The sequence below is a fragment of the Thauera chlorobenzoica genome, from assembly GCF_001922305.1.
In the GTDB taxonomy this organism is placed as follows: Bacteria; Pseudomonadota; Gammaproteobacteria; order Burkholderiales; family Rhodocyclaceae; genus Thauera; species Thauera chlorobenzoica.
The window spans coordinates 1,503,151-1,518,318 of sequence record NZ_CP018839.1 but is presented as its reverse complement, the minus strand read 5'-3'; the positions used below and the strand labels follow the sequence as shown (position 1 = coordinate 1,518,318).

Genomic DNA, 15,168 nt, shown 5'->3' with positions numbered 1-15,168 from the left:
CCGGCGCCATCTCCTTCAGGGTCTCGCCTCCGTCCACCGCAGCGCCAGGCGCGCGCCGCCGCCCGGCACCAGGTCGACCCAGTGCTCCTGGGTGACGCCGCCGAAACGCGCGCTGATGCGATAGCGCCCCGCCTCCGCGACATCGACCTGGCCGATCGGTCCGCACAAGGCCTCGACCCGACGCCCGGCGAGCGGATCGTCGATGCGCGTCGCCACATCGGCCAGATAGGCACCGTCGGTGGTGGAAAACAGCAGCGTCAGCGCATGCATCGGCGCATCGGCGCGCATGCGCTGCGATTCTTCGAGGCCGATCCCCCCGCATTCGAGGCGCAAGGCCTCGCCCCCGCCGCCGCCCTGCTGCTGGGCGAGGACGAACGGGCCGCCGAGGGCCAGCCCGAGAAACAGCGCCATCCTTGTTGCGATCCTGATCATTGCCGGTCCTTCCCGTAGCCGGTGGGTAAGGAGCCGATTGTCGCGGGAGCGGCTGCCGGCAACAAGCTGCCTTTACCCGGCGCGCCTGCGGCTGCGGGTTGTGCGTCGCAGCAAAACCGGCTTACAATATTTGTTCAAATATTCTTCCCGGCACCGTGGCGGCCACGCCTGCAGCATCGGCCCCTCCGGCCCCAAGCGCCGCCGCACGCAAGCCCTCCCGGCGCGGCCGCCAGCGTTTCCGCCACCGCCTCCCCCTGCCGGGCATTCCGAATCGAACCAGTCGGCACCGATGTCGGCGTTCACCCACAAGGAGAACCGCACATGCTGCTCGCCACCGATCTCGACGGCACCTTCCTCGCCGGCCACCCGGAAAACCGCCAGCGCCTCTACCAGCTGATCGGCGCCCACCCGGAAATCAAGCTCGCTTTCGTCACCGGCCGCGGCCTCGAGGTGGTGCTGCCGATCCTCTCCGACCCGACCATCCCGGTGCCCGACTACATCATCTGCGACGTCGGTGCGACCGTCGTCGACGGCCGCAGCCGCCAGGCCGTGCAGCCGCTGCAATCCGACATCGACACGCGCTGGCCGGGCGAACGCGCGGTGGCCGAGGCGATGGCCGCGTTCGACGCCCTCGAGCGCCAGGAAGTCCCGCAGCAGCGACGCTGCTCCTACTTCTGCACCGCCGAAGCGGTCGCCCCCGGGATCGAGCACATCGCAGCCGGCCTCGGCTGCGATGTGCTCCATTCGGCGCAGCGCTACCTCGACATCCTGCCGCGCGGCGTCAACAAGGGCAGCACGCTGTCCGCGCTGGTCCGCCACCTCGGCCTCGAGCACGACTCGGTGCTGGTCGCCGGCGACACCCTGAACGACCTGTCGATGTACGAAGCCGGCTTCATCGGCGTCTGCGTCGGCGAGTCCGAGCCCGCCCTGCTCGAGGCCACGCACGGCCGCGCGCGGGTGCTGCACGCCCGCCACACCGGCTGCGGCGGCATCCTCGAGGCGATGGCCCACTTCGGCTTTCTCGGCGGCAGCGGCATCGAGGCCGAAGTCCAGGCCATGGACGCACCCGGCAAGGCCGAGCTGGTGATGGTCTATCACCGCCTGCCGTACGAGGAAGTGTTCGACAACGGGCGCCTCGCCCGCCGCCGCCCGAGCTCGCCCAACGGCATCATCCCCACCCTGCTGTCCTTCTTCGGCAACAACCGCAAGGGTTCGTGGGTGGCGTGGGCGGTGCACGACCCGAAAAAGGCCCTGCCCTTCGAAACCCACACCGAAGTCGACCGTGAGCGCTACCCCGATCTCGTCGCCGCCCGCGTCGCGCTGAGCCAGGACGATGTCGATACCTTCTACAAGCGCTTCTCCAAGGAAGCCTTCTGGCCGACGCTGCACACGTTCTGGGAACGCGCGATCTTCCGCGAGGAGGACTGGACGGTGTTCCTGAAGGTCAACCGCCTGTTCGCCGAACGCGCCGCGGCCGAAGCCGCCGAAGGCGCGGTGGTGTGGATCCACGACTACAACCTGTGGATGGTGCCGGCGACCCTGCGCGAGCTGCGCCCGGACCTGAAGATCGCCTTCTTCCACCACACCTATTTCCCTTCCGCCGACGTGTTCAACGTCCTCCCCTGGCGCCGCGACATCGTCGGCAGCCTGCTGCAGTGCGACTACATCGGCTTTCACATCCCGCGCCAGGCCGAGAACTTCGTCGATGTCGCGCGCGGCGCGGCGCCGCTGAAAGTGCTCGAAACCCGGGCCTGCGCGCCGCGCTACCTGACCTATGGCTGCGCCGTCGGGCTCGATGAAGTGAGCACCGCGATCGAGGTCAACGGCCGCCGCATCGGCCTCGGCGCCCACCCGGTGGGGCTCGACGTCGAGCGCGTGCGCACGGTACTGGCGGCGCCGCAGACCGCCGCGCGGATGGCCGCGCTGCGCCGCGAGCTCGCCGGCACCCGCGTGATCCTGTCGGTCGAGCGCCTGGACTACACCAAGGGCACGCTGGAAAAGCTCGTCGCCTTCGAGCGCCTGCTCGAAGCCCACCCCGAGCTGTGCGGCAAGGTGTCGCTGCTCGCGGTCTGCGTGCCGGCGGCGAAGGAGATGACCGTCTACGACGAGCTCCAGACCCGCATCGAGCAGGCCGTGGGCAAGGTCAATGGCCGCTTCGCCCGCGTCGGCTGGACCCCGGTGCAGTTCTTCTTCCGCGCCCTGCCGTTCGAGGAGGTCGTGGCCTGGTATGCGATGGCCGACGTGATGTGGATCACCCCGCTGCGCGACGGCCTCAACCTCGTCGCCAAGGAATACGTCGCCACCCAGGGCCTGACCGGCGGCCAGGGCGTGCTCGTGCTGTCCGAATTCGCCGGCGCGGCGGCGGAACTGCACGGCGCGGTGCTGACCAACCCGCACGACCTCCACGACCTCACCGCCAAGCTCTACTTCGCGATCGCGATGAACCGTGCCGAGGCCGAAGCGCGCCTGCGCGAACTGTTCGAAATCGTCTGTCACAATGACATCCAGCGCTGGGGGCAGGACTTCCTCGATGCGGTGAAGGCGCAGCCCGCAGCGCCGCCGGCGCGCCCGGCGGACAGCGTCGTGGCGTCGCCACCCGCTGCGACCGAAGTCTCCGCCGCCTGAGCCCCGGGCCAGACGACCGATCGACCGCAAGGAAAACCCATGCTCGAAAACCTCACCGACCTCGACTGGATCAACACCTACGCCCTGCCCTGGGGCATCAACCTGCTGTTCGCCCTCGGCATCTTCGTGCTCGGGCGCTGGGTAGCGCGCGGCATCGTCGCCGTGGTGCGCAAGCTGCTGACCCGCGCCCGCCTCGACGACATCCTGGTGAGCTTCATCATCTCGATCCTGCAGGGCGTGCTGCTGGTGGTGGTGATCATCGCCGCGCTCGACCGCCTCGGCGTGGACACCACCTCGCTGGTCGCGCTGATCGGCGCCGCCGGCCTCGCGATCGGCCTCGCCCTGCAGGATTCGCTGAAGAACTTCGCCGCCGGGGTGATGCTGATCGTGTTCCGCCCGTTCAAGGCCGGCGACTTCGTCGAGGCCGGCGGCATCACCGGCGTGGTGGAGAAGATCAGCATCTTCAGCTCCATCTTCCGCACCGTGGACAACCGCGAGGTCATCGTCCCCAACGGCGCGATCTACTCCGGCGTAATCACCAACTACTCCGCGCGCGCCACCCGCCGCATCGACCTGCTGTTCAGCATCAGCTACGACGACGACATCCGCAAGGTGAAGGCGGTCATCGAACAGGTGCTGCAGGACGAGCCCCGCCTGCTCGCCGATCCGCCCCCCTTCGTCGGCGTCGCCGAGCTCGCCGACAGCAGCGTCAACCTCCACGTCCGTCCCTGGGTGGCCACCGCCGACTACTTCGCGACGATGTGCGACCTGAAGGAAAAGGTGAAGATCGCCTTCGACGAGAACGGCATCACCATCCCCTACCCGCAGGTGGACATGTACCAGCACGTGATCCCGGCCCCGCGCTGAACACGGGCGGCGGCGCCAGGCCTATGCCGTGAACCAGGGCAGGCGCGCAAAGGCCGCGGCCGGCAGCGGCCGGCTGAACAGGTAGCCCTGGCCGGCATCGCAGCCGAGCGCGCGCAGGATCGCCAGCTGCTCTTCGGTCTCCACCCCCTCGGCCAGGGTCGCGAAGCCCAGGCTGCGCGCCATCGCGATGGTGGCGGACACGATCGCCCGGTCATCGTCGCGGGCGCCGAGCCCGCGCACGAAGCTCTGGTCCACCTTCAGCTTGTCCAGCGGCAGGCGCTTCAGGTAGGCGAGCGAGGAATAGCCGGTCCCGAAATCATCGAGCGCGAGGCTGACGCCGAGCGCACGCAGCGCCGCCAGCTTGGCCACCGCCAGCTCGACTTCGCCGATCAGCGCCGATTCGGTGATTTCCAGTTCCAGGCAAGCGGCGGGCAGACCGGTTTCGCATAGCACCGTTTCCACCAGGGCGACGAGGTCCTGGTGCTGGAACTGGCGTACCGACAGATTCACCGCGATCCGCCCGAAGGGCAGGCCGGCATCGAGCCAGGCGCGGGTCTGGCGGCAGGCTTCGCGCAGCACCCAGGCCCCGATCGGCACGATCAGGCCGGTCTCCTCCGCCAGCGGGATGAAATCGGCCGGCGGGATCATCGCCTGGCCTTCCGGCAGCCAGCGCAACAAGGCCTCGGCGCCGACGAAACCGCCCTCGCCCAGGGTCATTTGCGGCTGGTAGAACAGGCGCAGCTCTGCGCGCTCGAGGGCGCGGCGCAGGCGCATTTCGAGCTGCAGGCGCGCGCTGGCGGAAGCCCCCCACTCGGCGGCATAGAAGCAATACGCGTTCCGCCCCTGCTTCTTGGCCTGGTTGAGCGCGGCATCGGCACGCTGGATGAGCAGCGTGCCGTTGTCCCCGTCGCGGGGAAACAGGCTGATGCCGATGCTCGCGCTCACCATCAGCTCCTGCCCGCCGGGCAGGGCGAACGGCTGCTGGACCAGGGCGCGGATCTTCTGCGCCACGCGGACGGCATCATCGGGGGTCTGCAGGTGCTCGGCCAGCACCAGGAACTCGTCGCCGCCGAGGCGTGCGACGCGGTCGTTGCCTCCCAGCCCCTGCTCGAAACGGCGGGCGATCGCGCACAGCAGTTCGTCGCCGGCGGGATGACCGAGGGATTCATTGATGTTCTTGAAGCGGTCGAGATCGAGCAGCAACACCGCGACCGCCCCGGAACCACCGCCCCCTGCCCGCTCGAGAGCGCGGGCCAGGCGGGCATGGGCGAGCAGGCGATTGGGCAGGGCGGTGAGCGGATCGTAATGGGCAAGGCGCTCGAGCTGCTTTTCCGCGCGCAGCTTCTGCACCGCCAGCGCCGACAGGCGGGTGAACACCTCCATGAACTCGAACTCGCTGCGCCCCAGCGTGCGCTGCACGCCGTAATACAGCGTGAAGGTGCCGAGGACCTGCCCGCCGCTATCGGCGAACGGAATCGAGCAGCAGCTGCGGATGCCGGCCCTGCCGGCATATTCGCGCAGCGCCGCGCTCCATTCGGGCTGCGCCAGCGCATCGTCGACGGCCACCATCTCGCCCCGTCCGGCCGCCGCCCCGGAACACCCGCCGCCTTCGCCGACCTCCACGCTCTCGATGAGCGCGCGGTACTCGCCGGGCAGGCTCGGCGCCGCCGCCACCGAAAAGCGCCGCGACGCGGGATCGACCAGCAGCACCGCCACCCTGACCTCCGGCAGCAGCGCCTCGACATGCCGCGCCGCCAGCCCGAGGACATCGCCCAGCGCATTTCCCGCAAGCACGCAGTTGAGGACGTCGGTGCGGGCGCGCTGGAGCATTTCGGCCTGCCTGCGGACGGTGACGTCGGTCCACGAGCCGAGCGCCTCGAGCACCCCGGTGCGCTCGTCGCGCACCAGGTTGAGTTCGTCGTGAATCCAGATCATGCGCCCGTCGCGGCAGCGGAAGCGGTACTCGTGCACCAGCCGCCCCGCCGCGAACAGCTCGGCCTGGCGCGCCGCGACCTCGTCCTTCATGTCCGGATCGAGGTTGTCCCACCACCACCCCGGCGCCAGCGCCTGTGCGCTGCTGTAGCCGGTGAGACGGGCGACGTTGTCGCTGACCCAGGTAGCGGACAGGCGCCCGTCGCGTTCGCGAAGGCTGTACAGGATCGTCGGGCTTGCGCTCAGCAGGCGTCGCAGGCGCGCGCCGTCCGATTCATAGGGTTCATCGACCATGGAGAACGGCGATCCGGTTTCGAGGGGACGGCTGCCGATTGTATGTCACCCTTTGATGGCCGCGCAGAGGCTGCCCCGTTGCGGCCAGTCCACAGCGACTTCGCAGCCGCTGACCGGAATACGCGCAACGCGTGCGCAGCCCTGCCGAACGCTCTATCATCGCGTCCTATTGTTATACCGTTTTGCATACATCCCGCGACCACAACGACCCCGGCACCGCACCGCAGCCATGGCGCTCCGAGCCTCCAGCCGTCGCGGCCCGCTCATCGTGCTCAGCAGGGCAAGCTCGCCGGCACGGCTCAGGGCGAACGAGAAGGGAAGAACCCATGAATCAGCGCCTCGATGAGCCCGCCGGGCACGCCGCTGCCGCACCCGCCGGTGCCGATCGCGGGCGCACCATCCTCCTTGTCCTCGCCTTGTCCGTCGCCTACGCCCTCGCCGCCCTCGCCGGACGGCTGATCGCGACGGCGCCCACCTTTCCCCCGCCGCTGGCGCCGGCCGCCGGGGTGGCGCTGGCGGGCCTGCTCGTCTTCGGCCTGCGCTGCTGGCCGGGGGTGTGGCTGGGGGCGATGGCGGCGGCCGCAGGTTTCGGCGCGGGGGCGGCAGAGCAGTTGCCCGCGGCCGCGCTCACCGCCACCGCGGCCACGCTGCAGGCCGTGCTCGGCACCGTGCTCACCCGCAAGCTCTTTCTCCCCGCCCTGCCGCTGGCACGGCCGGCGGCGGCGCTGCGCTTCCTGCTGCTGGCCGGGCCGCTGAGCTGCCTGTTCTCGGCCGCCCTGCTCACCCTCGCCGCGGCCGGATTCGGCGCCTCGCTCGGGCCACTGCCTGCGTTCGACCTGTGGCTGCTGCTGTGGTCCGGCGAGGCTCTGGGGGTCATGCTGTTTACCCCCTTGCTGCTGCTCGCCTGGCCCCGCATGAGCGCGGTCTGGCGCGGCGTGCGCGCCCACGTCGCGCTGCCGCTGCTGGCGACTGCCGCAGTCCTGGCCACCGCTGCCGCCGTCGTCCAGCAGATGGCCGACGCCCAGCGCCAGGCCTACCTCACCGACATCGCCGAGTACGTCTCCCGTGACGCCCAGTACGCACTCAACGCCGCCCACGAGCGGGTGCGCGGCGTGGAGCGCTTCCTCGCCGCCAGCCCGGGCGTGGACGCGGCCGGCTTCGCCGCATTCACTGCCGCTCGCGGCAACGCGATCGACCTCAAGGGCATCGTCTGGGCGCCGCGCGTGGCGCCGCAACAACTCGCCGCCTTCGAGGCCGCGGCCCGGCAGCAGCTGGGCCTGCCCGGCTACCGGGTGTTCGAGCCCGACTACGAGTGCAGCCCGGCGCCGGTCGGCCCGCGCGCCGAGCACTTCCCCCTCCTCTATATCCAGCCCGATGAACGCTTCCGCAAGTTCGCCGGACTCGATCACGGTTTCGAGCCGGCGCGGCGCGGGGCGATGGCCGAAGCGCTCGACAGCGCGCGCGGCTTCGGCGTCGCAGTGGCGATGACCTGCCTCACCGGCAAGCTCGAGCTGCTGATCGATGTGCCCCACTTCACCGCCGGCTTCGATCCGCGCAACGCCACTCCCGAAGCCCGCCGCGCGGCCCTCGCCGGCTACGTCGTCGGCATCCTCGACACCGGCGCCCTGTTCACCACCCAGCTCGAGGCCGCACGCAAGAGCGGTCTGGCGCTGCGCGCCGCACTGGTGCGCACGGAGGGAGAGGAAGCGCTGCAGCTGGTGGACAGCTTTCCTCCCGGCCATCTCCCGGAATGGCGCGCCGACATCGACAGTGCGCAGTTCACGCTGCGCATCGAACTCACCGCGCTCCATCCCAGAGGCATTCCCTATCCGCTGTTTCCGATCGCCGCCCTGCTGCTCGGACTGTACGTCGTCGCCTTCAGCCTGATCACCGCCGGCCGCCAGGCGCTCACCGAGGCCGAAGTCGCGGCGCGCACCCGGGCGCTGGGCGAGAGCGAATCACGGCTGCGCGGTCTGGTGGACAACATGGCCGCCTTCGTCGGCGAAACGATGCCGGACGGCACGATCACCGAAGTCAACCGCGCGGTCATGGCTGCCGGCGGATTGCAGCGCGAAGCCGTGATCGGGCAACGCCTCGACAGCCTCTTCTGCTTCGCCCATTCCCCCGCGACCCAGGCCCTGATCCGCGCCGACATCGCGCGCGCGGCACGTGGCGAAGCCGTCCACCATGACGCCGAGCTGTGCGCCGCCGACGGCACCATCATTCCAATCGACTTCATGCTGACGCCGGTGCTCGACGCCGGTGGGCACGTCGTCAAGCTCATTCCGTCGGGCGTCGACATCCGCGAGCGCAAGGCCGCGGAAGCCGCGCTGCAGGTGCTGAACCAGAACCTCGAAGCCCAGGTGCAGGCGCGCACCTCGGCGCTGAGCGCCAGTGAGCGCCATCTGCAGACCGTCCTGCAGAACCTCAACGGCATGGTCTACCGCTGCCGCAACGCGCCCGACTGGCCGATGGATTTCGTCAGCAACGGCGCCCGCGAGCTGCTCGGCCTGGACCCGGCGGAGCTGCTCGCCGGGCGTCCCGGCATCGCCAGCCTGATCCACCCCGAAGACGCCGGCCGGGTCTGGCGGGAAACGCAGCAGGGGGTCGAAGCGCGCACGCCCTACCAGCTCGAATACCGCCTGTGCCATGCCGACGGCAGCTGGCGCTGGGTGATGGAAAAAGGCCATGGCTCGTGGGACGAGCACGGCCGGCTGCTGTACCTGGACGACTTCATCACCGACATCAGCGCACGCAAGGCCGCCGAGCAGGCGCTGGAAGAGACCAACCGGGATCTCGAGCGGCGCGTCGTCGCCGGCACGGCCGCAGCGGTCCAGGCGCGGCGCGAGGCGGAGCAGGCGAACCAGGCCAAGTCGGCCTTCCTCGCCACCATGAGCCACGAGATCCGCACGCCGATGAACGGCGTACTCGGGATGCTGGAAATCCTCGAACACAGCGAGCTGAACGAACACCAGCGCGAGCAGGTGCAGATCATGCGCGACTCCGGCACCACCCTGCTCGCCCTGATCGACGACATCCTCGACTTTTCCAAGATCGAGGCCGGCCGGGTCGAACTCGAGCACGCCCCGGTCTGCATCGCCGAACTGGCCGAAGGCCTGTGCAGCTCGCTGCTGCCGGTGGCCCGGCGGCGCGGCTGCGCGCTGCGGGTGTTCGTCGCCCCCGAGATCCCCGAGCGCGTGCTCGGCGACGACACCCGCCTGCGCCAGGTGCTCTACAACCTGCTCGGCAACGCGATCAAGTTTTCTTCCGGCAACCCCGACCACCCGGGACGGGTATCGCTGCGGGTCACCATCGAGGAGTCGCAGCCGCTGCGCCTCGCCTTCCGGGTCGAAGACAACGGTATCGGGATGGGCGAGGCGACGCAGGCCCGCCTGTTTACCCCCTTCACCCAGGCCGACACCACCACCACCCGCCGTTTCGGCGGCACCGGCCTCGGCCTGGTGATCTGCAAGCGGCTGGTGGGCCTGATGGGCGGCGGCATCGCCGTGGAAAGCCGCCCCGGCTTCGGCAGCACCTTTACCGTAAGCCTCCCGTTCGAACCGGCCGCCGCGCAGCCGGCCCGGCCGCAGCCCGATCTGGCCGGAGTGGACTGCTTCCTGCTCGAGCACCCGGAGCTCGATACCGAAGCCTTCGCCAGCTACCTCGCGCACGCCGGCGCCACCGTACACCGCAGCGCCGATCCGGCCGCGGTGCTGCGCTCCGCTTTCGCCGCCGCCGCGCCGATCGTGCTCGTTCACGCCGAAGCGCAGCACGGCCTCCTGCGCGACGGTGCGGCACCCGGCAGGCTGCGCCGCGTGCAGATCGGCCACGGCCGCCGCCGCCAAGCACGGCAGGAGGCCGCCGACGGCGTCGTCATCGACGGCGATGCGCTGCGCCGGGAGGCCTTCCTGAACGCCGTCGCCGTCGCCTCCGGACGTGCTTCGCCGGAACGCCCCGGCGCCCGCACGACCGACCTCGGGCCCGCCACGGCCCTGCCGCCGCCCACCGTCGCCCAGGCCCGCACCGACCGGCGCCTGATCCTCGTCGCCGAGGACGACAGCGTGAACCAGATGGTCATCCTGCAGCAGCTCGCCCTCCTCGGCTATGCCGCCGAAGTCGCCAACGACGGCGCCGAGGCCCTGGCCCACTGGCATTCGGGCGGGTTCGCCCTCATCCTCACCGACCTCCACATGCCGAACATGGACGGCTACCGACTGACCGAGGAGATCCGCCGCCAGGAGCACGGCGGGCAGCGCCTGCCCATCATCGCCCTCACCGCCAACGCCCTGCGCGACGAAGCCAGCCGCGCCCGCGCCGCGGGCATGGACGACTACCTGACCAAGCCGGTGGCGCTGGCCAAGCTGCGCGCGGTGCTCGAGCACTGGCTGCCGCAGCGCGACGGCGGGACCACCGGGACCGAAGCGGCGCCGCCCGGGCAAGGCGGTGGGCTACCCGTGGCGCAGCCGGCGTTGGACGTGGCGGTGCTCGAGCGCCTGGTCGGCGAAGACATGGGCGCCGTGCGCGCCCTGCTCGCAAAATACGCCGGCACCGCCAGCGCGATCGCCGCCGAACTGAACGAGGCCGCCGGCGCAGGGGATTTCGCCCGCCTCGCCGCGACCGCCCACCGGCTCAAGTCGTCGTCGCGCTCGGTCGGTGCGCTGGCGCTCGGCGACCACTGCGCCGAACTCGAACTCGCCGGCAAAGCCGCCGACGCGCAGGCGGTCGAGCGCCACCTGGCACAGTTCAGGATCCTGTTCGAGCGGGTCGACACCGAACTGGCCGCGATGCTGAGGGTGGCCGACGCCCCCGCCGCCGAAAATCCGGCGCACGCCCTGCAGATCCTCCTCGTCGATGACGAAGCGTTCGCCCTCGACCTGCTCACCCGCCAGCTCGCCGCGCTCGGCTTCAACCGGGTCACCACCACCGGGGGCGCGGCCCAGGCCCTGGCGCGGCTGGCCGACCGCAGCGTCCGTTTCGACATCGTCTTCAGCGACCTGCAGATGCCGGGCATGGACGGCGTCGAGTTCGTCCGCGCCCTGGCGCAGGCCGGCTTCACCGGAGAGCTGGTGCTGGTCAGCGGCGAGAACGAGCGCATCCTGCAGACCGCGAACCAGCTCGCCCGGGCCCACGGCTTGCGCGTGCTCGGCAGCCTGAGTAAGCCCGTCGCCCCGGAAAACCTGCGCACGCTGCTGGCAAAGCATGCCGAAGCGTCGGTGCCGCGACCGCAGGGGGTGCGCAAGCTCTACCCCCCGGACGAGCTGCAGCGCGCGATCGCCGCCGGCGAGTTGCTGTGCCATTGCCAGCCCAAAGTGAGCCTCGCCACCGGCGTGCTCACCGGCGTGGAGATCCTGGTGCGCTGGCAGCACCCCGAAGACGGGTTGGTGTTCCCCGACCGCTTCATCGGCGTCGCCGAAGAGCACGGCCTGATCGACGCGCTGACGCGCGCCGTGCTCCTCGCCGCGCTGCGCCAGGCGCGCATCTGGCGCGACGCCGGGCTCGACTGCCCGGTCGCGATCAACCTGTCGATGGACAACCTCGGCTATCCGGAATTCGCCGACTTCGTCGTCGACGCGCTGGCGCAGGCCGGCGTGGCACCGGACAGCCTGGTGCTCGAAGTCACCGAGAGCCGGCTGATGAAGGACGCCCGCACCGTGCTCGACGTCCTCGCCCGCCTGCGCCTCAAGCGCATCGAGCTGTCGATCGACGATTTCGGCACCGGCCACTCCTCGCTCGCCCAGCTGCGCGACCTGCCGTTCAACGAGCTCAAGCTCGACCGCGGCTTCGTGCACGGCGCCGGCCGCGACCCCAACCTGGCGGCGATCCTCGCCTCCAGCCTGGACATGGCGCGGCGGCTGGGCATGCGCACGGTGGCCGAAGGCATCGAAGACCGCGACGACTGGAACTTCCTGCGCGAAAGCGGCTGCGATGCCGCGCAAGGCTACTTCATCGCCCGCCCGATGCCGCTGACGGCGCTGGCCGGCTGGCTGCCGCAATGGGAAGAGCGCCGGCGCGAACTGGGCCTGTCCACGCCGTGACCGGCGTGCCCCCGCGTCGTGACCGGCGCACCGCCGCGACCGGCGCGACCGGCGCGGCGCGCGCACGGCACCGTCGAACCGGCTACCATTGCGCCTCGCACGGCCTTCGCCCGGCCCCCTCCCGCCCCCGCTACCATCCCGATCACCGTGAGCCTTCCCCACCACGCCCCTCCCCGCGTTCCGACCATCACCGTCGGCCTGCGCCCCCACCCTTTCGGCCCGGATGCGGCCACGCCGGGCGGCGGTCCGGTCGGCCGCGTGCTGGCGACGATGTATGCCCCGGCCGAAGGCGGCGCGGTGTTCGAGTTCGGCCTCGAAGAGTGCCGCCTCGACGCCTTGAAGATCCCCGCCGCGCAGCCGCCCGGCCCCGCCGACGGGCTGTGGCGCCACACCTGCTTCGAGGCCTTCCTCGGCGTCCCCGGCGAAGAGGGCTACCGCGAGTTCAACTTCTCGCCCTCCGGACAATGGGCGGCCTACGCCTTCCGCGCCTGGCGCGAGCGCATCGCCGATTTCCGCCCCGGTGCCGAACCGCAGCTGCGCTGCGCGCGCCACGGCGACGGCCTCACGCTGACCGCGCACGTCCCCGCCGCGCTGCTGCCCGCGGTGCCCGCCGGCACCGAACTGCCGGTCGGCCTCGCCGCGGTCATCGAGCGCGCGGACGGGCAGCACGAATACTGGGCGGTGCGCCACGTCGCCGCCCAGCCCGACTTCCACGCCCGCGAAACCTTCGCCCTGCGCCTGACCACGGCGCACCGGGACGCGGGCTGAGCCGATGCCTGCGTCGATCCGCTTCGGCCTCGAGCGCCTGATCGCAGACCCGGCGCTGCGCCGCCCCCTCGCCGGTCGCCGCATCGCCCTGCTCGCCCACCCCGCGTCGGTGACGCGCGAGCTCACCCACTCGATCGACGCCCTCGCCGCCCTGCCCGACCTGCGCGTCACCGCCGCCTTCGGCCCGCAGCACGGCCTGCGCGGCGACAAGCAGGACAACATGGTCGAGTCGGCCGACTTCGTCGACCCGGCGCACGGCATCCCGGTGTTCAGCCTCTACGGCGAAGTGCGCCGCCCGAGCGCGGCGATGATGGACACGTTCGACGTGCTGCTGGTCGACCTGCAGGACCTCGGCTGCCGCATCTACACCTTCATCACCACGCTGCGCTACGTCCTCGAAGAAGCGGCGAAACACGGCAAGACGGTATGGGTGCTCGACCGCCCCAACCCGGCCGGCCGGCCGGTGGAAGGCACGCTGCTGCGCGCCGGCTGGGAAAGCTTCGTCGGCGCCGGGGCGCTGCCGATGCGCCACGGCCTGACGATGGGCGAGCTGGCGCGCTGGTTCGTCGCCACGCTGCGGCTCGACGTCGACTGCGCGGTGATCCCGATGGACGGCTGGCAGCCCGCCGCCGCCCCCGGCTACGGCTGGCCGCTGGGCGCACGGAGCTGGATCAACCCCAGCCCGAACGCCCCGAACCTGTCGATGGCGCGCTGCTATGCCGGCACCGTGATGCTCGAAGGCACGACCCTGTCCGAAGGCCGCGGCACCACCCGCCCGCTCGAGCTGTTCGGCGCCCCCGATCTCGACGCGCGCGCCCTGATCGCCGAAATGCGCCGCCTGGCGCCGCACTGGCTGCAGGGCTGCGTGCTGCGCGAATGCTGGTTCGAGCCCACCTTCCACAAGCACGCCGGGCGCCTGTGCCGCGGCGTGCAGCTCCACGTCGAGGATCCGGCGCACTACGACCACGCCGCGTTCCGCCCCTGGCGCCTGCAGGCGCTCGCCTTCAAGGCGATCCGCGCGCTCCATCCCGGCTACCCGCTGTGGCGCGAGTTCGCCTACGAGTACGAGTTCGACCGCCTCCCGATCGACCTCATCAACGGCTCCCCGCTGCTGCGCGAATGGGTGGACGATGCCGCCGCCGTCCCCGCCGATCTCGATGCGCCCGCCCGCGCCGACGAAGCCGCCTGGGACGAGACGCGCCGCCCCTTCCTGCTCTATTCTTGAGCGCCCGCAGCCACCCCGGCACGACAGGAGGCCTCGACCGATGATCAAGCACGGACTCCAGATCTTCGCCTGCAACGCCAGCCGCGAACTCGCCGGCGACATCAGCCAGCGCCTCGGCCTGCGCCCGGGCGCACTCGACATCTCGCGCTTTTCCAACGACAACCTGCGCGTCCAGGTGCGGGAAAACGTGCGCGAACGCGACGTCTTCGTCGTGCAGTCGTTCACCGAGCCGGTCAGCGAGCACATCATGGAGCTGCTGATCACGCTCGATGCGCTGCGCAGCGCATCGGCGCAGCGCATCACCGCGGTGATCCCCTATTACTCCTACGCGCGCTCGGACAAGAAGGACGCGCCGCGGATCTCCATCACCGGGCGGCTGATCGCCGACCTGCTGCACACCGCCGGCGCCGACCGCGTGCTCACCATGGACCTGCACGCCGACCAGGTGCACGGCTTCTTCAGCGTGCCGGTGGACCACCTGACCGCGGTGTCGATCATCGCCGAGCATTTCCGCAACCGCCACGACCTGGCGCAGATGGTCGCGGTCGCCACCGACGCCGGCGGCGCCAAGCGCGCCGGGCGCTTCTCCGAAGCGCTCGGCATTCCGCTGGCGATCATCGACAAGCGCCGGGTATCGGACACCGCGGTGAAGCAGGGCCACGTGGTGGGCGAAGTCGCCGGCCGCGACGCGGTGATCTTCGAGGACGAGATCGCCACCGGCGGCACCCTGCTGTCCTCGATCGCCACCCTGCACGCCGCCGGCGCGCGCAGCATCCACGCCGCCGCCACCCACGGCGTGCTGTGCGGCCCGGCGATCGAACGCCTGCGCGAGGCGGCGCTCGACTCCATCGTCGTCACCAACACCGTCCACCTGCCGGCGGAAAAGCGCCTCGACAAGCTCACCGTGCTCGACGTCGCCCCGCTCTTCGCCGCCGCGATCGAACGCATCCACAGCGGCCAGAGCGTGGGCGCGCTGTTCGAATAGCGCCC

Annotated in this window: 8 protein-coding genes; 6 read left to right on the top strand and 2 right to left on the bottom strand. The window is 70.9% G+C overall.

What is annotated here, in order from left to right; genetic code table 11:
- Positions 1-15: 15 nt before the first annotated feature.
- On the bottom strand, positions 16-432 hold the full coding sequence (locus Tchl_RS07125) for a hypothetical protein (RefSeq protein WP_232311685.1): 417 nt from the start codon (positions 430-432) through the stop codon (positions 16-18).
- A 321-nt stretch (positions 433-753) separates the two neighbouring features.
- Here Tchl_RS07125 and ggpS point away from each other — a divergent pair, with 321 nt between their 5' ends.
- Together ggpS and Tchl_RS07115 are read left to right on the top strand one after the other, a co-directional pair.
- Positions 754-3,057 (top strand): glucosylglycerol-phosphate synthase, encoded by a 2,304-nt coding sequence (gene ggpS / locus Tchl_RS07120; protein WP_083945175.1) that lies wholly within the window; start codon positions 754-756, stop codon positions 3,055-3,057.
- 39 nt (positions 3,058-3,096) lie between these two features.
- Complete coding sequence (locus Tchl_RS07115; RefSeq protein WP_075147785.1) at positions 3,097-3,924, top strand: mechanosensitive ion channel family protein; 828 nt, start codon at positions 3,097-3,099, stop codon at positions 3,922-3,924.
- 21 nt (positions 3,925-3,945) lie between these two features.
- Here the strand turns inward: Tchl_RS07115 and Tchl_RS07110 are convergent, their stop codons facing one another.
- Positions 3,946-6,150, bottom strand: a complete 2,205-nt coding sequence (locus Tchl_RS07110; RefSeq protein WP_075147784.1) for a putative bifunctional diguanylate cyclase/phosphodiesterase — start codon at positions 6,148-6,150, stop codon at positions 3,946-3,948.
- 326 nt (positions 6,151-6,476) lie between these two features.
- On the opposite strand from Tchl_RS07110, the gene Tchl_RS07105 reads away from it, so the two are divergent.
- The 4 genes from Tchl_RS07105 (at position 6,477) to Tchl_RS07090 (ending at position 15,163) form a co-directional block, all read left to right on the top strand.
- Entirely contained in the window at positions 6,477-12,185 is a 5,709-nt protein-coding gene (locus Tchl_RS07105; RefSeq protein WP_075147783.1) for an EAL domain-containing protein, read from the top strand.
- A 147-nt stretch (positions 12,186-12,332) separates the two neighbouring features.
- On the top strand, positions 12,333-12,953 hold the full coding sequence (locus Tchl_RS07100; protein ID WP_075147782.1) for a DOMON-like domain-containing protein: 621 nt from the start codon (positions 12,333-12,335) through the stop codon (positions 12,951-12,953).
- 4 nt (positions 12,954-12,957) lie between these two features.
- Positions 12,958-14,178 carry an exo-beta-N-acetylmuramidase NamZ family protein gene (locus tag Tchl_RS07095; RefSeq protein WP_075147781.1) on the top strand — a complete coding sequence of 407 codons (1,221 nt, stop codon included), beginning with the start codon at positions 12,958-12,960 and terminating at the stop codon, positions 14,176-14,178.
- A gap of 40 nt (positions 14,179-14,218) precedes the next feature.
- Positions 14,219-15,163 (top strand): ribose-phosphate diphosphokinase, encoded by a 945-nt coding sequence (locus Tchl_RS07090; RefSeq protein WP_075147780.1) that lies wholly within the window; start codon positions 14,219-14,221, stop codon positions 15,161-15,163.
- The last annotated feature ends 5 nt before the right edge of the window (positions 15,164-15,168 follow it).